Raw genomic sequence first — 21,554 nt, forward strand, 5'->3', positions numbered from 1 at the left:
TTAAGGCATAATAATTAAAATGAATCAGCATCTAAATAGAATAACCTTTAGATAACAATAAAGAAGAAAAGAATCATGTAGCTAATCATGCTTTCCGCTAGAATATTAGCAAAGAAAATAGATTTCAATTTCCTCGCGATGTTTGCCCGGGAATTATACTTTTACACGAACTGAACTTAAGTGAAACAACGCCATCTTCAACCGGAAGTGGCAACAATTCAAAACAGGGACATCAAGTAGAGTGATTAAAACCCTTCCATTTACCACTTCAGAGAATAAACATATCCTTTCTCGCTTTATTACAAAAATTATATTTTTTTCAACAAAACATTATCATAAAAATACTGTTACGTTCTAGATTTATGAAAAAGCACCACCGAACCAACAGCCCTACACCCTGGCAGCGGCTCGTCGAAATTCTGCACGCAGAGCGCTCGACAATCAATTATATTTTTATTTATGCCGGGCTAATTGGGATGATCGGTCTTTCGCTTCCACTTGGAACTGCAGCAGTATTTAACCTGCTATCCAATGGATCAATGTACAGTTCAACATATATTTTAATTGCAGCAATATTAGTAGGTATTATTGTTGGAGGCATATTGTTACTGGGGCAATTAACGCTGGTTGAATTTCTGGAACAAAAGATCTTTATTAAAGCTGCACTCGGTTTTGCTTATCGCTTACCAAGGATCAAAAAGAAGGAGCTGGAAGGCGAAAATCCGCAGGAGTTGGTCAATCGATTCTTCGATGTATTGACCATTCAAAAAGGACTTACCAAACTATTAATCGACATTGTTGCCGCTGCGGTATTAATTTTCTTCAGCGCAATTTTGCTCTCGTTTTATCATCCCATATTTATTGGCTTCGGCATTTTTACCATCCTTTGTATCGCCATCATTATTCTCATCTATTATCGCAGAGGAGTTTCAACCAGTATCGAAGAATCTGAATATAAGTATGAAGTAGTCGCTTACCTTGAAAGTGTTGCTTCCGATTTGGATGCACACCGGGGAAATCAGGAGAAGATGAACCAGGTGATGACCATAACTGATGAGATCACCTCAAAATATATTGGTGCAAGAAATGACCACTTTAGTATCTTAAAAAGATTGTTTGCCAGTGCCGTTGTACTCCGTACGATACTCATGGGTGGCCTTTTATTGCTCGGATCTTATTTTGTAGTACAGCGCCAGATGACTTTCGGCCAGTTTGTAGCCGCAGAAGTGATCATTGTGCAGATTTCCTACGCAGTAGAAAAACTCATGACCAGTTTAAACACTGTTTTCGATATGGTAACAGGCAGCGAAAAACTTGCCGTAGTTACCGATCTTGAAATTGAGGAAGGAGAAAACACAAATGATTAATGAATCTAAGAAGCTGGTGGCAAGAAAGGTAAATGAGCATTCTTCACTTTCCATGGAGAAACTTATTTCATCAAATGGCCCGAGGTTGTTGGGCAGGGTGATGATCGGTGTATCCATACTATTTATCATTATCCTTTTATTGCCATGGAGGCAAACCATATCTGGACGTGGAATCGTCACCGCACTCAGACCGGAAGACAGGCCCCAAACCATTCAGAACCAGATAGGCGGAAGAATTGAACATTGGGCTGTTCGGGAAGGAGAGCAGGTGAAGAAAGGAGATACCATTCTCATTATTTCCGAAACCAATCAATCTTATTTTAACCCCGAGCTTCCGGAGCGACTCGATGAGCAACTTGCTGCCAAGCGTGGGGGAGAAGTTGCCGCAGAACAAAAAATAGCTGCAACCAATGCACAGATTACAGCCCTTACCAGTGGCTTGCGGATTCAGTTATCATCCGCAGAAAATAATGTAGTACAAGCACGGAATACAGTGAGGATAGATAGTGCTGAACTCATAGCTGTAAAAAACTTCTATCAAACCAGCAAATCCAGACTGGAACGTTATGAAACCGGTTACAAAAATGGGCTCTTTTCACTTACAGACATCGAAACCCGCAGGCTGAAGCTTCAGGAGGATAAGGCGCGGGAGGTGAGTCAGGAAAATAAGTTAAACAGTTCCCGGCAGAGTTTAGAAAATGCGGTGATAGAACTGGACAATATCCGTGCGAAATACAATCAGTCTCTGGCCTCTGCACAAGCAGACCGAAGTTCGGCGCTATCTGGCAGGGCTTCAGTTAAGGAGGAAATTGCAAGGTTGCGGAATGAAATGTCTAATGTGGATATCAGACGCCAACTTTATGTGGTAAGGGCACCTCAGGATGGGTACATTGTGAAAACACTAAAAGCCGGAATTGGCGAAAATATCAAGGAAGGGGAATCTGTTGCCACGCTTCAACCCCTTTCGCCACAAGTTGCCGCAGAAATTTATGTAGATGCAATGGATGTTCCATTAATTTTAGACAGCAGCAACGTTCGTTTGCAGTTTGAAGGCTGGCCTTCTGTGCAATTCTCTGGCTGGCCATCGGTTGCAGTAGGAACTTTTGGAGGCAAGGTATCGGTAATTGATCGGGTGAGTACGGATGGGAAATATCGGGTGTTGGTAAGGCAACTCCGGGATATGCCTAAAAATGATGAGCCATGGCCAATCCAGCTTCGGCAAGGATCTGGTGTATATGGCAGGGTAATTTTAAGAACCGTTCCGGTATGGTATGAAATCTGGCGACAGCTAAATGGTTTCCCTCCAAGCCTTGATAAGGCACCTACTGTAGATAATATCAATAACAGATAATTCTAATTTCAAGTAATTTTCTCCTTAAACTTATGCGGATTAAAAAAGCAGGCAGTTACCAGGGCTTGATGTTAATCATCTTTTTCCTCGGTATTTTTACTTCAGTTTTCGCACAACAGCCCACCGGAGATACCAGAGCAGTATTTCTGGTAAAGGATCTGCAGGAATTGGTTTTAATGAATCATCCGATTGTTAAACAAGCGGGCTTGCTGAGTAAGGAAGCACAGGCGCGGGTGCTTCAGTCGCTGGGGAAATTCGACCCGGCGTTAATGGCATCTTTCGGTAAAAAATCTTTCGGTGGCACTGACTATTATAACCATTGGGATAGTGAATTAAAAGTTCCACTGTGGTTGGGAGGTGCCGATTTAAATCTTGGCTATGACCGAAATGTAGGCGTTTACAATAATCCGGAGACCAGAACCAGCAGTACTGGTTTATCTGGAGTGGGTTTAACTATTCCGCTCGGCCAGGGATTGCTGATCGATGCCCGCAGAAATACACTCCGCCAGGCAAAAATTATGGTTGGCTATGCTGATGCCGAAAAAGTTGCACAAATAAATAGCGTCTGGTTTAATGCCATGAAAGATTATTGGAACTGGTATTTTGCTTTTGAGCAACGTAAATTTACAAAGGAGGGAGTAGATTTGGCGCAGAAACGCTTTCGCGCTATTCGAGAACAAGTTATCCTGGGTGATAAACCCCCTATAGATTCTGTGGAGGCTGCAATCGTTTTACAGGATCGCGAAATCCAGCTTCAGGAAACAACTGTGCAGCTAACCAATTCCAGGCTTTTACTCTCCAACTACCTATGGAGTTCAGAAGGAAAACCACAGGAGCTTCCAGCTGATGCGCTACCTGAAGAAGTAGTAGAGACTGAAAATACCGTGGAAAAATTGCGACTGGATACCTTTATTCTCCAGGCTGCAGACACTCATCCGGAGATTCTTAAAATAAAAAGTCAATCTGCTAAACTGGAGATTGAACAAAAATATAGGTTGGAGATGCTCAAACCTAAGCTAAATGTGAAGGGTTCTTTCCTGGCTGGCCGGAGAGATTTTTCTGATATACCAAATAATTACGATTTTAGGCTCGCCAATTATAAGGTTGGGATAGATTTTTCTTTTCCCTTATTCCTGCGGGAAGAACGTGGAAAGCTTAGGGAAGTCAGGATTCAACAGGCGGAAGTAGCTTACGGCCTTCAACAAACCACAAGAGAAATCCAGACCGGTGTGATGACTGCTTTTGCGGAAATGAAAGCGGTACAAACGCAGGTAACTTTGCTCACTAAAAATGTGGAAAATCAACGGATTTTAGTCAATGGAGAATTGCAAAAATTTGCACTCGGAGAAAGTAATCTGTTTCTAATCAATACCCGCGAAACAAAATTAATGGATATGTTGGTGAAAAGGGCTGAGCTCATTTCCAATTTTCAAAAAACTATTGCCGATTTATACTATCGTGCGGGGAAAAGAAGACAATATTAGGTGCTGAAAAAGAGATTGATAGCTGCTTTTTACATCTGTTTTATGGATAAAGAGCTTGTTTTAGCACAATTTTAAGATGACTGATGTCATCAATACGGCATTATCTTTGCTGATGCTCAAACTCAAATTTATAGCACTTACTTAATTTAAATGATCATGAACCTAAACGTATTTTATCCAAAACAATTATTATCTTTTTTAATCCTTAGTATTCTTTTTTTATCATCCTGTTCTGAAACACCAGAAAAGTTTTTCGATACAACCATTCTTAACACCAACACCATTAAAGATTTTGCTAGCCCGGATTTGGCCCACCGTATTGAAGCTGAAGCAAAGGAATATCCAAATATTCCTTCCAGTAAAAAGAAAGGCGATGAAGCAGTAACTAATGTGAAGATGAATACCATGTTTCTGGAGCAATCGCTAGATAAAATTAAAAAACTTTCTGCCTCAGGCGATGAACAAAAGGAACTTCAAAAGTTATCTATTGATTTATATGAATATGTGATCCCGGTTTATAAAAATGAATACCTGGCTTATGCAAAACTTTGTGATGCCCAGGGCGATCAAAATGCAAAAGACGAAATCATAAAAAACATCGATTCAAAATACGGAGCAACTTTCGAACAAAAACATGATGCGTTAATGGAAAAGGGTAAGGCATATGCTCAGGAACATAACATCCAGGTGAGCTGGGGTGAATAGGCTTTAGCCTGTTGATTTTACATTTAATAGTTTAGATAGTTATAGGATGAATATAGGCCAGTTGCAAATATTCATCCTATGACTATTTTTATTTTCGCTGCTTAATGTTTCTTAATGCCTTAATGTTTCAATTAAATAATTAGATCTTAGCGAGACGCTACGACCAGATCGATGTTCCGTGTTCTCCGCGTTTCGGTGGTCAAAAATTGATTATTGTCTTTCGACAAGCTCAAGATGACAAATCTTTAGCGAGACACTACGATCAGACCAGAAATACACTATGAGTTTTTCCCCAACCCCTGAATATAAGCCGTAGGCGTAACTCCGAATTCCTTTTTAAATGCCTTCGTAAAATAAGATTGAGTCTGAATCCCAATTCTATACATTACTTCCGTCATCAAAACATCTTCGCTTTTCATAATTTCAATCGCTTTACGAAGTCTGGCTGAGCGCACAAACTCACCGATCGACTGACCGGTAATTGATTTCAGTTTCTGGTAAAGTTTCGTTCGGCTCATGCCGATTTCTTTACATAAATAATCAATATCCATCTCTGGATTTACCATTTGTGCATCGATAATCGAAAGCAGCTTATTCATAAAAAGTTTATCCTTCTCCGAATGCACCAGATCTCTAGGCTGAATTTCCTTATTCTTTGAATAATGATCTTTGACCTTTTGTCGCTGTTCAAAAATATTGCGGATGGTTAGAAGTAGCAAGTTCGTGTTGATCGGCTTGGTGAAATAAAGGTCGGCACCAGATTCTGCACCCTCAATTTCAGCCTCTACACTATTTTTTGCAGTGAGCATTAAAAATGGAATATGACTGGTTTCTATATTTTCTTTAATGATTTTACAAAATTCAGTACCATTCATCCCTGGCATCATCACATCACTAATGATGAGATCTGGCAGGTTTTGTTGCGCCATTTCTACACCGCTTATGCCATCTACAGCTTCAAGGATCTGATATTGGGTAGTCAGGGTGTCTTTTAGAAAGTTCCGTAACTCATCGTTATCATCCACAATTAAAATGTTTGGCGCATCTTCGGTCTCAGTTGTAGAATGCTGTACGGTGGCTATTTTTTCCGTTTCGTTCTGGTAGGTGATACTTTCTAGTCGTGTGCCACCAGAAGTGCTGCTTTTAGCAAATTGTTCATCCTCCTTGTAGTCACTTTTTAAAATCGGAATCCCGATAATGATCTCAGTTCCCTGGTTCCTTTCACTCGAAACCTTGATCATTCCCTTGTGTAATAAGGTCAGGCTTTTTACAAAGGCAAGGCCTACGCCAGAACCCAGATGTGATTCTGTAATCCGGTAATAGCGTTCGAATAAGTGTTGAATGGAATCTTTAGAGATGCCAATTCCACTATCAATCACACGGAAATAAACATATTCAGTTCCGCGATAATCACTTTCTATATTCAGCTGATTCTCAAAAAGAGGAACGATGCTATCTAAGGAGTTCAGCACCTGAATGGTCAGTTCGCCATCCGCTTTGGTATACTTTAAAGAATTGTTCACCAGGTTGAGAATAATCTTTTCTATAATCTGCCTGTCGAACCAAACATCCGAGAGCAAATTCTCTTTTTCAACGGTAAATTTGATGTTTTTATCAGCCGCCATTTCGCTGAATTCCTCGGCAATTTCATCCACAAAAAGATTCAGGTTACCCGCTGTTACGTTTAACTTCAAAGCCCCCGAAGCCGTTTTTCTAAAATCCATCAACTCGTTAATCAACCGGAGTAAACGATTGGCGTTGCGGTGGATGGTGTTGTAATAACTTTGAAAAGATTCCTGCGTATCTTCATTCAGCAAGCGTTCAATAGGACCGAGGATTAATGAAAGGGGAGTGCGGAACTCATGCGATATGTTCGTGAAAAACTGAAGTTGTGTCTGGTGAATTTCCTCCCGTTTCTCTTCCTCGATTTTCCGCAGTTCCAGTCTTCTTCTGAAGCTTAAAGCCAGATAGGCAAGGTAAACCGCAGTAGCAACTACGCCAAGCCTAAACCACCAGCTGGCCCAAAATGGTGGCGAAATATGCACCTCTAGTGCTGCACCTTCCTTATTCCAGATGCCATCGTTATTAGCCGCACGTACTTTAAAAACGTAGTTGCCCGGATCAAGATTGGTGTATACGGCTTGCCGGCTGTTACCTATGTTAATCCATTCCTGATCCTCACCTTCGAGTTTATAGGCATAGTTATTATTTTCGCTTGATACATAATTCAGTGCCGCAAACTGAAAAGCAATCGTGGCCTGATCATAATCTAAATCTAAGTGCTTCGTATAACTGATGTCGTTTTCAAGAATATCTTCGTCGGTTTGTGGTGAAATTATTCTGTTAAAAATTTTCAGCTCTGTAAGGTAAACCGGAGGTACAAAGCCATTGGTTTTAATATCCTTCGGAAAAAATGAGTTAAAGCCGTTAATCCCACCAAAAAACATTTCGCCACTTTTGGTTTTAAGGAAGGCATTTGATTCAAATTCCAGGCCCTGTAAGCCATCGGCCGCATTATATTTTTTAAAGGTTTGCTGCTGTGGATTGAACCTGGTTAAGCCATTTGCCGTAGAAATCCAAAGATTGCCTTGCTCATCTTCTGTAATTCCTTTGATAAAAGCAGTTGCAAGTCCGGCCTTTTGCGTAGCAATAGAAAATTTATTTTGACGCCCATCAAAACGGTAAAGTCCAGATTGGCCAATCCATAAGCCCCCTTTCCTGTCGACAAAAATCACCCGTAAATCTGGCTTTTTCCCGCCCTCGGTAAAGTAATGCGTAAATACCTTCGTTTTTAAATTGTAACGGTTCAGGCCACCATCATCCGTACCAATCCATAGATTTTTGGCCAGATCTTCATTAATCGAAACAATGTTATTGCCCATTAACCGTGTTCCGTTCGCCCCTTCAATAACCCGTTCAAACCAGTTGGTTTCCGGGTGGAAGAGGTTAAGCCCGCCGTAATACGTACCAATCCATAAATTGTGCTCACTGTCTTCAAACGATTTTTGTACATAATCAGAAGAAATGGAGGCTGGGTTATTATCGTTATGATTATATCTTGTAAAAGTTCCGTCGGCATTCATCCGGTTTAAGCCGCCTGCCCAGGTACCAATCAATAATCCGCCCCTGGTTTTGGTAATATCTAAAATTGCATCAGCACCTATCGATTTTGGATTAAAAGGATTAAATCGATTGTGTTTAAAAACCTTAATCTTTTTGTTGTAAACATCTAACCCACCGCCATCTGTACCGATATAAATTTCTCCATTCTCCGCTTCATAAAATGCCCTGACATCATTATAACTCAAACTATTTTGATCAGGCTCCTGCCTGAAGAGATTAAATTTTTCTGCCTGTGGACTGTACAGATTAACGCCGCCACGGTGCGTACCTACCCATAAATTCCCCTGTTTATCTACAAAAAGTGCAGATACCGTTCTTTGCGAAAGACTGGACGCATTGCCCGCCTTATTTTGATAATGTGTAAAATGGTCTGTAGCAGGGTCAAAGAGATTTAATCCACCATTTATGCCACCTACCCAGATTTTATTTTGCTGGTCGAATGCAATTGCCCTCACCAGGTTACTGCCAATGCTGTTGTTGTTTTTCTCTTCGTGCAGGTAGGTTTTAACCGTTTTGTTTTTCGAATCAAAATGGATCAGGCCGTTTTCCTCCGTCGCCATCCAGAAAGAACCATCTTTAGCTTTCTTAATCACCCTGATTTTGTAGCCACTCAGTTGAGTTTCTGAAGTTCGCTTCGAGGGATTTAAAAGTTCCACGCCAGAATCGGTAGCGATCCAAAGTTGAGCAGTTGCATCGCTATAGATATCATTGATGAAATCTTTCCTTGCACCAGCCTGCCTGAGATTTTTATAAGCGAAAGGTGTGAGGCTTTGGTTCTTGTCGTTGGTTTTGAAAAGTCCGCCGCCATAGGTACCCACCCATATCCCTTGTTTATTTTCGGTAATGGTGGTGATGATATTGCTATTTTGGGTAGCACTGGTATAGTGCGTAAATTTATTTTGTTCGGGATTAAATTTATTCAGGCCGTTTGAAGTTCCAATCCAAATGTTGCGATCCTGATCTTCTAAAATGCACCTAATAAAATTATCGCTGATGCTCCCGGGCTTGCCATTACTTTTAAAAGCAGTAATCTGATTGCCATCGTAGCGGTTCAAACCATCTCGTGTACCAAACCAAATGAAGCCACGGTAATCCTGAAAAATGCATTCGATGGTACTGTTTGATAAACCGTTTTCAACATTAATGCGCTTAAATTTTAAGTTTTGTCCGTAGCCGCTTACAGCCAATAGAAAAAGTAAAATAGACAAAATAAATTTAGCTTGACGAATCATTTACGGAAGGTGCCTGGCATAATTTTATGGCCTTCAAATGTAATTGATTTTTCTCCTTTTTTAATGGATGATGTTCGCTTTGTAAGCAAATAGGGCGATATTATGACGAATAGAACAAAAAGAATGCACGATAGCACAAAGCGAAAGGAGGGATAAAGGCTTTATTTGTATCCATAATTCTAACCGATATTTCTATGCAGATTATTACATTTTTCTTCAATGGTAACAAGCGAATGTTCATGCTATTGCTATTGATTTTTACCCATGGATATCTTTTCGCACAACAGGCCACCATTACCGGCGTGGTGAAAACAGCTCCTGACAATTTGGGTATGCCTGGGGTAAGCGTTCGATTAAAAGGAACAACTACCGCAACTTCGACTGATGGAAATGGAAACTTCACTATTAAAATTCCGGCAAAGGCAGGGGTTTTAGAATTCACCTCTGTAGGTTACAAGGTGCAGGAGGTTCCAGTTTCTCAATCCACTAATTTAAACATTACGCTTATCGAAGATGCCTCTACCTTAAATGATGTAGTGGTGGTGGGCTATGGTACTACCAGAAAACAAGATTTAACAGGTTCGGTTGCCGTGGTTGGGGTAAAAGACTTTCAAAAAGGAAGCATCACTACGCCAGAGCAAATGCTTTCGGGCAAGGTTGCGGGTGTGTCCATTACCTCAAACAGTGGCCAGCCTGGAGCAGGAAGTACCATCCGGATTCGTGGTGGTTCGTCGTTAAGCGCCAGTAACGATCCCTTATATGTGATTGATGGTGTGCCTTTAGAGGGTGGAACTGTTTCCGGTGCTTCCAATCCGATGAGTTTCATCAATCCGAACGATATTGAAAGCTTTACCGTGTTAAAAGATGCATCAGCGGCAGCTATTTATGGGGCCAGGGCATCAAACGGGGTAATTATTATCACCACGAAAAAAGGATTAAGCAACGATTTGAAAGTCAGTTTTAACTCGGTTAATTCCATTTCTAAAATTGTGAAGCAACTGGAGGTATTCAGTGCAGATCAAATCCGTTCTATTGTTAACGCAAATGGAACGCCTGCCCAACGGGCACAACTGGGTGGTTTTAATACCAATTGGCAGGACCTGATTTATCAGGATGGGTTCTCCAGCGACAATAACCTTAGCATTAGCGGAGGCATTAAGAAACTGCCTTATCGCATATCTTTAGGTTACCAGAGTCAAACCGGAATCTTAAGAACTGATCAGCTGGAAAAAACCTCGGCAGCATTTGTGCTTAATCCACGCTTTTTTGATAATCACTTAAAAGTAGATTTGAACTTAAAAGGCAGCATGCAGAAAACACGCTTTGCCAATACCGCTGCCATTGGTGGTGCGGTAAGTTTTGATCCTACACAGGCTACTTATACAAACAGACCAAATTTTAATAGTTATTGGGAATGGTTAGATCCAAATAATTCATCATTACCTGCTAACCTGATTGGTAGAAATCCGGTAGGGTTATTGGAGCAACGCGAAAATCGGGCTACACCATTAAGAAGTATTGGTAATTTGCAATTAGATTATCAGTTTCACTTTTTGCCAGAATTGCATGCCAATGTAAATGCCGCTTATGATGTGGCTACAGGTAAAGGAAATGTATTTGTTGATCGAAACGCAGCAGAAGCTTTTTTAAGCAACGGGGTGAGCAACGAATATAAAACCAACAGGCAAAATACCGTTCTCGATTTTTACCTGAATTATGTAAAAGAATTTAAATCAATCAAAAGCAGGATCGATGCTACGGCGGGTTATTCGTACAACGATTATTTAACCACTCAATATTTCTATCCGGTTTTTGATGCGGTAGGAAACAAGGTAGCCAATTCAGACCCGGCATTTCCAATTAACAAACCTCAATATCGCTTAATCTCTTATTTCGGAAGGTTAAATTATAACTTTGATGAACGCTTTTTACTTACCGCGACCATTCGTCGTGATGGATCATCGCGTTTCGGACCAGCTTTTAAATATGGTAATTTCCCATCTGTAGCATTAGCCTGGACAGCCAAAAACGAAACCTTCTTAAAAGATATTAAAGCCATTTCAAACCTGAAGGTTCGTGCCAGTTATGGTATTACCGGTCAGCAGGATGGAATAGACAACTACGGTTATTTATCATTTTATGGTTTAAGTGCATTAAATGCGCAATATCAGTTTGGCAATACCTTTTATCAAATGTACCGCCCGAGCGCTTACATTGCCAATATTAAATGGGAGGAAACTGCAACGGCTAACATTGGGGTAGATTTTGGGTTATTTGACAATAGAATTAGCGGAAGTATTGATGTTTATCAACGCAAAACCAACGATTTGTTGAATAGAATTCCTCAACCTGCAGGAACCAATTTTGCCGCAACAGCGGTGGTAAATGTAGGCGATATGAAAAATGAAGGAGTAGAAATGACCTTAAACTTTAATCCTGTTAAAGGAAAAGATTTCAACTGGGATTTCAGTGTGAATGGTACCTATAATAAAAATACCATTACCAACCTTACCGTAGTACCCAACGATCCAAATTATCCGGGCTTTCCAAGCGGTGCAATTGCCGGAGGGATAGGTGGCCAGAATAGTCAGATTAATGCAGTAGGCGGACCAAAAAATACCTTCAACCTTTTTGAGCAGGTTTACGACCAGGCAGGCAATCCTATTGAAGGCGTTTATGTAGATCAGAACGGCGATGGTACCATTACTGCAAGCGATTTAAAGAAAGGCAAACAGGCCGATCCAAAATTCTTTTTAGGTTTCAGCAATAACCTAAGTTATAAAAAATGGAACATGTCTTTCACCTTAAGGGCTAACCTGGGTAATTATGTTTACAATAATAATTATAGCCAAAGCGGTAACCTGGCACAGATTCTTGGTACACCGGTAATATTAAATGGATCGCCGAACTACCTGGAAACCAATTTCAGAACGCAGCAGTTATTTAGTGATTATTATGTGCAGAATGCTTCATTCCTGAGGATGGATAACATCAATGTAGGTTATGCTTTTGGCCAGTTATTTAAAACTAAGGCAAATTTGCAGTTAACGGCAAGTGTGCAGAATGTATTTGTAATTACCAAATACAAAGGCCTCGATCCGGAGGTAGCTTCGGGAGTAGATAATAACATTTATCCAAGACCTCGTGTCTATTCTTTAGGCTTAAATCTTAATTATTAACGATTTATATATAAATAAGATGAACCGTTTTAATACAAAATATATGAAACTACGTGTTTTACAATTTATGCTGCTGGTTTGCACTACCACAGTTTTAATGGTTGGCTGTACCAAGCTGGATCTTACGCCAACCAACGATTTAATTGCCGATAATGTGTACACCAGCGTAGGCGGCTACAAACAATCTCTGGCTAAAGTATATGGTGCATTTGCACTTACCGGCAACGCTTCTGTTGGCCAGCCAGATATCCCAACTGAAATTATCAGGGATGAAGGTAACTCAGATTTTCTTCGTTTATACTGGAATTTGCAGGAACTCACAACAGATGAAGCCGTTTGGTCTTGGCAGAGTGATGGTGGGATTCAAGGTTTGCATGAAATGAGTTGGTCATCCAGTAACTCCATCATTAACGGATTATACTACCGTTCTTACTTTCAGATCACCTTATGTAACGATTTCATCAATCAATCATCAGATGATAATTTGAACAGACGCGGAATTACAGGTGCAGATGCAACTGAAGTGAGAAGATTCAGGGCAGAAGCGCGTTTCATCAGGGCCTACCAATATTCAGTATTGATGGATCTTTATGGAAATGTACCTATGGTAACCGAAGCTACCCAAATAGGAGGTACGGAGTTGCCTGCGCAGATTCAGCGCAGAGATTTATTTAATTATGTAGAAACGGAACTCAGGGCGATAGAAACCGACCTTCCTGCAGCAAGAACAAACGAATACGGTCGTGCAGATCAGGCGGCAGCATGGGCATTACTAAGCAGAATTTACCTGAATGCTGAAGTATACACCGGAACGGCGAGGTATACCGATGCCATTACTTATTGCAATAGAATTATCGCTGCTGGTTATGCTTTGCACAACAATTATCGTGAATTAACCACTGCAGATAACCATTTAAACAGAGATGAATTTATTTTAACCATTAACTACGATGGTAGCAGCACGCAAAATTTTGGTGGCACAACTTACTTAATGCACGGTCCGGCGGGGGTACCTGGTGATATCTCAGGCTCTAGCGGAAGCTGGGGCGGCTTGCGCATTACCCAGCAATTTGTAAACTTATTTGCAGACCGTACAGGTGCAACAGATACCAGGGCGCAGTTTTATATGACCGGCCAAAACCTGGAAGTAACTGATCTTTACACTTCTACCGATGGTTATTCGAGTACCAAATACAGAAATAGAACCCGTTCTGGCGCACCAGCGCCTAATCAGGATGTAGCGAGAGATTTCTCTGATATCGATTTCCCACTCTTCCGTTTAGGTGAAATTTATTTAACCTATGCAGAATCGGTGTTGAGAGGTGGTACAGGTGGAAGTTTAACAACCGCACTCGACTATGTAAACAGGTTGCGCACCCGTGCTTACAATGGAAGTGCAGCCGGAAACATCACCTCTAGTGCCTTAACTACTAATTTTATTTTAGATGAGCGTGGCAGAGAACTTTGGTATGAAGCTACACGCAGAACAGATTTAATCCGTTACGGTAGGTTTACTACTGCTGCTTATTTATGGGCCTGGAAAGGTGGCGTAAGAGGTGGTGCGGCAGTAGATAGCAGATTTAACCTGTATCCATTGCCTCCAACCGATCTTTCGGCCAATCCAAATCTTCGTCAGAATCCTGGTTACTAATTAACGCTTCAGAAAAATGAAAAAAACATATAATCAATTATTCCTACTGCTACTGGTATGCGGAATATTATCTGGCTGTAAAAAGGAGGAGAGTACTAATGTTATTACAGCGCCATCAGCCACTACTCTGGCATTTAAAAGTTCTGTTCCGGCTGTTGTTTTGACTGCTGCGAACGATGCATCAAATGTGGTTACCTTCAGTTTTAATGCAGCGAATTTCGGTGCAACCGTAGTTCCGACTTATTCACTTGAGTTTGATCTTCCTGCTGATACGAGCGGTGCAAATGCCTGGGCAAATGCTGTGGTAGTTAAACTTCCGCAGGGCACATTGACAAGAACCTATACAGGTGCGGATTTTAATTCGCTCACCAGCGTACAATTAATGCTGCCAACAGGTACGGCAAGTACCCTGGCGGTGAGATTAAAAGCCGAAGTAACCCAAAATACAGGTGTGGCTTCTACCATTAAGCCTGTTTATTCTACCATTACTTTAACCGTAAATCCATATAAAGCTACAATTGAATACCCGGCTTTAATGGTAAAAGGAGGGAACTCATGGAAAACGCCAACAACGAGAACGAATGGATTTCTATTAACCTCCGCCAAATTTAACAGTAAATACGAAGGTTATTTAAACTTGCCAAACGCCGATGGTTTTGGAGGTGATGCCTTTCAACTGGTTTCTAGTTTAGATGCCAATAGGGTATATGGTTGGGGCGGAACAGCAACCACCATGAGCCTGAACAGTGGTAACTTATACCTTACCCCATCACCAGCTTACTTAAAGGTGAATGCAGATGTTGATGCATTAACCATCAATTATACGCCTGTGAAATTCTTTATTTCTGGTGATGATAATAACTGGAGCCTTTCCTCAACTCCACTAAACTTCAACGCGGCGACAGGTAAACTGGAAGCTGCAAATGTTGCACTAACTGCCGGAAAATCATTTGTTTTCACCTGTAATGGCGGCTATGATATTAGTTACAAAGTAGATGCAGCTGGTAATTTAATGTTTGCTGGCGCACCAAGCTGGGGCGGAATTAACATTCCAGTTACTAAAACAGGTGTGTTCACGGTCACTTTAGATTTAAGTGCCGGAGATGGAAACTATACTTACGCCATTAAATAAAATCAACATGTTTACAGCAAAATATATAAAACGGGTTGGTTTTTTGGCCATTATCCTGGTAGGCAGCTTAGCCTGCAAAAAAACAATTAAGGGAGAAACACAAATTTATCCTGAACCCGATGCGATAGGTACTTATGCAAAAGGGGCCGATGTAAGTTGGGTAACCGAAATGGAAGCCGTAGGGCAAAAGTTCTTCAACAGCGCTGGCGTACAGCAGGATTTATTTACCATCCTGAAAGATAAGGGCATCAACACCATTCGTTTAAGAGTTTGGGTGAATCCAGCATCTGGTTATAATAATACAGCCGATGTACTGGTAAAGGCAAGACGTGCAAAAGCGGCAAATATGCGCTTGTTAATCGATTTTCATTATAGTGATTCATGGGCCGATCCTGCACAGCAGAACAAGCCGGTGGCATGGGCAAATCAGGATTTTACAACTTTAAAAGCCTCGGTTCGCAGCCATACGGTTGCTGTTTTAACCGCTTTGAAAGCCGAGAATATCATCCCGGAATGGGTACAAGTTGGAAATGAAACCAATGATGGCATGTTGTGGAACGATGGAAAAGCATCGGTAAGCATGAAAAACTTTGCCGATTTGATTCAGTCGGGTTATGACGGTGTTAAATCCGTAAACCCGGGATCAAAGGTAGTGGTGCATATCTCCAACGGTTTTGATAACAGTTTATTCAGATGGGTTTTCGACGGCTTAAAAGCCAACGGTGCAAAATGGGATGTTGTGGGGATGTCGCTATATCCAACTGCGGCAGACTGGTCTACAAAAAATACGCAGTGTTTAGCTAATATGAATGATATGGTTTCGCGTTATGGCTCTGATGTAATGATTTGCGAAGTTGGAATGCCGGCTACTGATGCAGTAGCTTGCCGGGATTTTATTAAAGACATTTTGGCGAAAAACAAATCACTGGCCAATAACAAAGGCCTGGGTGTTTTTTACTGGGAGCCACAATCTTATAACAGCTGGAACGGCTACAAGCTAGGCGCTTTTGATGATTCTGGCAAACCAACAGTTGCGATGGATGCATTTTTGCCTTAATTTGCAATAAACAGATATACCAAATGGTAAAATAGTTTTAGCCGGGAATTTTTAACCCGGCTAAATTAAAAAGTGCTCATCTCATATGATTTTAAATAAACAATGTTTACTTTCTTTGGTCTTAATTGCTTCCGCATTTTTTGCATTTGCACAAAATAAGCAAGGCATTTATGTAGATCCCAAGGGCGTTATCCGATGGGAAAAAGACCAAAAGGAAGCAGCTTTTTTCGGCACCAATTATACTGCGCCATTTGCTTATGGTAATCGTGCCATAGCCAAAATGGGTACCAGTGCAGAACAGGCCATCAAAGATGATGTTTACCATTTTTCAAGGTTAGGTTTAGATGCCTTCAGGGTGCATGTTTGGGATACAGAGATTTCAGATTCTCTTGGGAATTTAATTAATAATGAACATTTAAGACTATTCGATTTCCTCCTGGCCGAACTGAAGAAAAGAAAGATTAAAACCCTGGTTACACCCATTGCCTTCTGGGGAAACGGATACCCTGAAAAGGATGAACGTACCGGAAGTTTTTCCAGTAAATATGGTAAACATGATGCCTTAATTAATGAAGCTGCTTTTAAAGCCCAGGAAAACTATCTGAAACAATTTTTTAAACATAAAAATCCATATACAGGTTTAACTTACCAGGAAGATGCCGATATTTTAGCTACGGAAGTGAACAATGAACCACAACATAGCGGCGTGCTAGAAAGAACTACAGAATACATTAACAGGATGGCAAATGCCATAAAAAGTACCGGCTGGACAAAACCCATTTTTTATAACATCAGTGAATCGCCAAAGTATGCTGCGGCGATTGTAAAAGCAGATGTTCAGGGACATAGCTTTCAATGGTACCCAACTGGCCTGGTAGCGGGACATACCTTAAAAGGTAATTTTTTGCCAAACGTAGCTGCGTATAAAATTCCATTCGATACCATTCCTAACTTTGCCAACCGTGCAAAAGTAGTTTACGAATTTGATGCAGGTGATGTAATGGCACCCATCATGTATCCGGCCATGGCGAAAAGTTTCAGGGTTGCGGGTTTCCAATGGGCCACTCAATTCGCTTACGATCCGATGGCAACGGCCTACGCCAATACCGAATACCAAACACATTATTTAAACCTTGCTTACACGCCATCTAAGGCAATAAGTTTACTCATCGCCTCAAAGGTATTTCATCAGATTCCCAGTTTGTTAAAACAAAGTAGCGAAACCAGTTTTGGCAATTTCAACTTAGATTATCAAAAATCGCTGAGCGAAATGAATACAACCGAAGCATTTTATTATACCAATTCAACCACTACAAAGCCGCTCGATCCGGCTAAAATTAAACATCTGGCTGGTGTAGGGAGTTCGCCGGTTGTAAACTATCAGGGTAAAGGCGCTTACTTTATTGATCAGGTTGCCAATGGCATTTGGCGATTGGAAGTGATGCCCGATGCCGTTCCAATTGCTGATCCATTTGCCAAAGCATCCCCTCAAAAAACCGTAACGGCCATCAGTTGGGCGAAATCAGCAATGAGCATTAACCTTCCGGATTTGGGGAACGAATTCAGCATTAAAGGCTTAAATACCGGAAATGATCATGCCTTTTCTGCCAACCAGGGGCAATTTGAGATCACGCCCGGAACTTATCTTTTAGTGAAAAAAGGAGTGAAGTCGGCCTTAAAAGCTAAAGATGCCTATCAGGATATTTTACTTTGCGATTTTGTAGCACCCAAGGCCAGTTTAAGTGGTGTATTTGTGAAACACAGCCCATTAAAAACAGTAAGTGAAAATGTAGATATTGTGCTTAATATTGAGGCTTTTGGTTTAAAAAAGGAAGATTCTGTATATCTACAACTGAACAATGCTGTCGGACAATGGAAAACCATTGGTTTGAAAAAAACTGATGCCAATAGCCTTGCAACTACCATTCCTGCTGATTTTGTTAAACCTGGTTTGTTAAATTATAAAGTTATTGTTCGGCAAACGGAGGGAAATTATATCACCTTCCCGGGAAATATAACGGGCAATCCGGATGCATGGGATAAACTGGAAACAGAAAGTTATCAAACCTATGTTGCCGCGAAAAATGCAAAATTGGAGATTTTTAATCCTGATACAGATCGGAATAACATCAATATTTATAATCCAGATTGGAAGAATAATAAAATGGAATTCACTTCATCTGAAAATCCATTAAACCTTGAATTAAAACTTTCGATGAATGCGCCCGAAAAAGCGGCGATAATCGGCTTTCAAAGTTTTATTGCAGATTACCTGTCTGGGAGGAATTCTGATTTATCCGGTATGAAAACATTGGTGATCCGCTTGAAATCGAACATTAAGAATACAAAAGTAAAAGTAGGTTTAATTGATACCGATGCACATTTCTTTTCCAAAGAGATTTCAGCTGATCAGGATTTTAAGGAAATAGAGATTCCTTTAAACCAGTTGAAAACAGACCAGCAATTGTTATTGCCAAGACCATATCCAGGTTTCCTGCCATTATACTATCAATCGCCAACAAAAGCCAGTTTTGACTTAAAACAAATTGAAAAACTCGAAGTTACATTTGGTTATAGTGAGCAGGTTCAACCAATTACATTAAGCCTATCATCTATTTATTTGAAATAAGCTTTGTAAAATGGGCGATACGCATCGCTTTGTTATGAGCTTAACACCATATTCTTTTTATATTGATCATTTATGAAAATTAAAGTGCTTATTAAACAGCATCCCATTAATATTATGCGAAGATCTTATCTGTTCAAAAGTTTCCTCCTCATGCTGTTGCTAATCACTGCAACGTTTCATGTTTTTAGTCAACAAAGAACAGAAGTTTTACTTACCGATGGATGGAAGTTTTTCAAGGGTAAAAACGAAGCCTCGTTTGCAAAAGATTTTAACGATCGGGCTTGGAAAACCGTTGCCGTTCCTCACGATTGGGCAATTGAAGGACCTTTTGATAAGGAAATTGATAAGCAGATGGTGGCCATTGTGCAAAATGGCGAATCGAAGCCAAGTGAAAAAACCGGCCGTACGGGTGCATTGCCTTATATCGGCGAAGCTTGGTACCGCAATACATTCAGTTTACCGGCCAGTGCGAAAACGCAAAGGATCATTTTGCAGTTTGATGGGGCAATGAGTGAACCAAAAGTTTATCTAAACGGGGTGAAGGTTGGCGAATGGAATTACGGCTACAATTATTTTTATATAGACATTACAGATCATGTTTTAGCAGGCCAAAAGAACGTGTTGGCTGTACATTTGAGCAACCAGCCCAAATCATCACGCTGGTATCCGGGTGCCGGTTTATATCGCAATGTTCGCTTAATTACTAAAGATAAAGAGAGCATCGAACAATGGGGGGTAAGTATCACTACACCAGAAGTGAGCAAGGCTTTTGCCAAGGTAAACATCAAAACCAGGCTTTCTGCAACCGATGCAAAACTGGTTACGCAGATTTTAGATGCGAAAGGTAAATTGGTCGCTATTGATACGGCGAAAACGATTTTCGGTAATGAGGCAGATCAAAACATTAAAATCCTGAACCCCAATCTGTGGAGTCCGGAAACGCCCTATTTGTATACGGCTGTTTCGAGATTATATGAAGAAAATAAGATTTTAGATGAGGTAACCACCCGTTTTGGAGTAAGAAGCATCAGCTATGTAGCCGGAACGGGTTTTAGCCTGAACGGTACCATTCGCAAGTTTAAGGGTGTTTGTCTACACCACGATTTAGGTCCGCTGGGTACGGCCATTAATGTTGCCGCACTCCGCAGACAATTGATGATTTTGAAGGATATGGGTTGCGATGCCATTCGCAGTTCGCACAATATGCCTTCGTTAGAACAACTGGAATTATGCGATGAACTTGGTTTTATGTTCCTCGCTGAAACTTTTGATGAGTGGGCAAAAGCCAAGGTAGAGAATGGTTATCATCGTTTCTTCCAGCAGGATGCTGAAAAAGATGTTGTGAATTTAGTTAAAGCGACTAGGAACCACCCATGTATTGTGATGTGGAGTTCGGGCAATGAAGTGCCAGATCAATTTGGCGCTGAAGGAGTGAAACGGGCAAAATGGTTGCAGGAAATTTTCCATAGGGAAGACCCGACTCGTCCGGTAACGGTAGGTATGGATCAGGTGAAGGCCACTATGGCTTCTGGTTTTGGTGCCTTACTGGATATTCCGGGTTTAAACTATCGCGTACATTTATATGATGAAGCTTACAAAGCATTTCCTCAGGGCATGTTATTGGGTTCCGAAACAGCTTCTACGGTAAGTTCGCGGGGGATTTATAAATTTCCTGTGGTAAAAGCCAAGAACAAAACCTATAGCGATTTTCAAAGTTCCTCCTATGATTTAGAATGTTGCGACTGGTCTAACGTGCCGGATGATGACTTTGTAATGCAGGACGATAAGCCCTGGGTAATCGGCGAATTTGTGTGGACAGGTTTCGATTACCTGGGTGAACCTACGCCTTATGATGAAAGCTGGCCATCACGCAGCTCTTATTTTGGCATGTGCGATCTGGCCGGGATTCCGAAGGATCGTTATTACCTGTACAGGAGCAGATGGAATACAGAAAAACCGACCCTGCACTTACTTCCGCATTGGAATTGGGCGGGTAGAGAAGGACAAACTACACCAGTTTTCGTGTATACTAATTATGAAAGCGCAGAACTTTTCTTAAATGGCAGGAGTTTAGGCGTGCAAAAGAAAAACAATTCTACCCCTCAAAACCGTTACCGTTTGATGTGGATGGATGTAAAATATGAACCAGGAACATTGAAAGTGGTGGCTTATGATCAGCAGGGTAAGGCCGTTGCTGAAGAAACCAGAGTAACCGCTGGCAAGCCCTATCGCATTGTGCTAGACCCAGACCGCAAACAAATCGTTGCGGATGGAAAAGACATCTCTTTTGTAACGGCTACTGTAGTGGATAAAAATGGAATTCCCTGCCCGACAACAAATGAAAGATTAAATTTTGAAGTGACCGGGGACGGAAAATTTAAAGCCGTGTGCAATGGCGATGCCACCTCACTGGAAATGTTCAACAAACCAACCATGAAACTCTTTAGTGGTAAGTTGGTGATCCTGGTACAGTCTGGCCGCAAACCCGGTAAAATGGTGCTGAAAGTAAAGGGGAAATCGCTGAAAAGTGCCGAATTGTCGATTACATCAGGAAAGTAATAACATACGTTTAATTCTCATTATTCAGGATACAATGGTGTGATGTTTAACTCCTCAAATTAGGTTGAGGTAAACATCACACTAT

11 protein-coding genes are annotated in these 21,554 nt (G+C 41.0%); 10 read left to right on the forward strand and 1 reads right to left on the reverse strand.

The annotated features are described in order from the left end of the window. Positions 1-362: 362 nt before the first annotated feature. From ACN1CD_RS17875 to ACN1CD_RS17890, 4 genes are all read left to right on the forward strand, one after another. Complete coding sequence (locus ACN1CD_RS17875) at positions 363-1,367, forward strand: ABC transporter ATP-binding protein (protein WP_419131763.1); 1,005 nt, start codon at positions 363-365, stop codon at positions 1,365-1,367. Continuing rightward, a complete protein-coding gene (locus ACN1CD_RS17880; RefSeq protein WP_419131764.1) occupies positions 1,360-2,718 on the forward strand; it encodes an HlyD family secretion protein in 1,359 nt (452 codons plus the stop codon). The genes ACN1CD_RS17875 and ACN1CD_RS17880 overlap by 8 nt, the downstream gene beginning before the upstream one ends. A gap of 32 nt (positions 2,719-2,750) precedes the next feature. Then, a complete protein-coding gene (locus ACN1CD_RS17885; protein WP_419131765.1) occupies positions 2,751-4,202 on the forward strand; it encodes a TolC family protein in 1,452 nt (483 codons plus the stop codon). A 156-nt stretch (positions 4,203-4,358) separates the two neighbouring features. Then, positions 4,359-4,907, forward strand: a complete 549-nt coding sequence (locus tag ACN1CD_RS17890) for a hypothetical protein (protein WP_419131767.1) — start codon at positions 4,359-4,361, stop codon at positions 4,905-4,907. A 278-nt stretch (positions 4,908-5,185) separates the two neighbouring features. Here ACN1CD_RS17890 and ACN1CD_RS17895 read toward each other — a convergent pair whose 3' ends face one another. Beyond that, a complete protein-coding gene (locus ACN1CD_RS17895) occupies positions 5,186-9,238 on the reverse strand; it encodes a two-component regulator propeller domain-containing protein (protein WP_419131768.1) in 4,053 nt (1,350 codons plus the stop codon). Between the two features lie 218 nt (positions 9,239-9,456). Here ACN1CD_RS17895 and ACN1CD_RS17900 point away from each other — a divergent pair, with 218 nt between their 5' ends. The 6 genes from ACN1CD_RS17900 to ACN1CD_RS17925 all read left to right on the forward strand — a co-directional run bounded on the left by ACN1CD_RS17900 (position 9,457) and on the right by ACN1CD_RS17925 (position 21,469). Then, positions 9,457-12,441 carry a SusC/RagA family TonB-linked outer membrane protein gene (locus ACN1CD_RS17900; protein WP_419131769.1) on the forward strand — a complete coding sequence of 995 codons (2,985 nt, stop codon included), beginning with the start codon at positions 9,457-9,459 and terminating at the stop codon, positions 12,439-12,441. A gap of 43 nt (positions 12,442-12,484) precedes the next feature. Then, a complete protein-coding gene (locus ACN1CD_RS17905) occupies positions 12,485-14,092 on the forward strand; it encodes a RagB/SusD family nutrient uptake outer membrane protein (RefSeq protein ID WP_419131770.1) in 1,608 nt (535 codons plus the stop codon). Positions 14,093-14,108: 16 nt separating this feature from the next. Continuing rightward, positions 14,109-15,224 carry a SusE domain-containing protein gene (locus tag ACN1CD_RS17910; RefSeq protein WP_419131771.1) on the forward strand — a complete coding sequence of 372 codons (1,116 nt, stop codon included), beginning with the start codon at positions 14,109-14,111 and terminating at the stop codon, positions 15,222-15,224. Then, positions 15,196-16,281 carry a glycoside hydrolase family 53 protein gene (locus ACN1CD_RS17915; RefSeq protein ID WP_419131772.1) on the forward strand — a complete coding sequence of 362 codons (1,086 nt, stop codon included), beginning with the start codon at positions 15,196-15,198 and terminating at the stop codon, positions 16,279-16,281. The genes ACN1CD_RS17910 and ACN1CD_RS17915 overlap by 29 nt, the downstream gene beginning before the upstream one ends. A gap of 85 nt (positions 16,282-16,366) precedes the next feature. Next, positions 16,367-18,910 (forward strand): membrane or secreted protein, encoded by a 2,544-nt coding sequence (locus ACN1CD_RS17920; RefSeq protein WP_419131773.1) that lies wholly within the window; start codon positions 16,367-16,369, stop codon positions 18,908-18,910. A gap of 72 nt (positions 18,911-18,982) precedes the next feature. Continuing rightward, on the forward strand, positions 18,983-21,469 hold the full coding sequence (locus ACN1CD_RS17925) for a DUF4982 domain-containing protein (protein WP_419131774.1): 2,487 nt from the start codon (positions 18,983-18,985) through the stop codon (positions 21,467-21,469). Positions 21,470-21,554 lie beyond the last annotated feature (85 nt).

Source organism: Pedobacter sp. N23S346, assembly GCF_048515415.1.
In the GTDB taxonomy this organism is placed as follows: Bacteria; Bacteroidota; Bacteroidia; order Sphingobacteriales; family Sphingobacteriaceae; genus Pedobacter.

Bases quoted from the DNA above. Each gene is read 5' to 3' on its own strand.
- ACN1CD_RS17875 (WP_419131763.1), top strand. From the start codon at position 363: ATGAAAAAGCACCACCGAACCAACAGCCCTACACCCTGGCAGCGGCTC.
- ACN1CD_RS17880 (WP_419131764.1), top strand. From the start codon at position 1,360: ATGATTAATGAATCTAAGAAGCTGGTGGCAAGAAAGGTAAATGAGCAT.
- ACN1CD_RS17885 (WP_419131765.1), top strand. From the start codon at position 2,751: ATGCGGATTAAAAAAGCAGGCAGTTACCAGGGCTTGATGTTAATCATC.
- ACN1CD_RS17890 (WP_419131767.1), top strand. From the start codon at position 4,359: ATGAACCTAAACGTATTTTATCCAAAACAATTATTATCTTTTTTAATC.
- ACN1CD_RS17900 (WP_419131769.1), top strand. From the start codon at position 9,457: ATGCAGATTATTACATTTTTCTTCAATGGTAACAAGCGAATGTTCATG.
- ACN1CD_RS17905 (WP_419131770.1), top strand. From the start codon at position 12,485: ATGAAACTACGTGTTTTACAATTTATGCTGCTGGTTTGCACTACCACA.
- ACN1CD_RS17910 (WP_419131771.1), top strand. From the start codon at position 14,109: ATGAAAAAAACATATAATCAATTATTCCTACTGCTACTGGTATGCGGA.
- ACN1CD_RS17915 (WP_419131772.1), top strand. From the start codon at position 15,196: ATGGAAACTATACTTACGCCATTAAATAAAATCAACATGTTTACAGCA.
- ACN1CD_RS17920 (WP_419131773.1), top strand. From the start codon at position 16,367: ATGATTTTAAATAAACAATGTTTACTTTCTTTGGTCTTAATTGCTTCC.
- ACN1CD_RS17925 (WP_419131774.1), top strand. From the start codon at position 18,983: ATGAAAATTAAAGTGCTTATTAAACAGCATCCCATTAATATTATGCGA.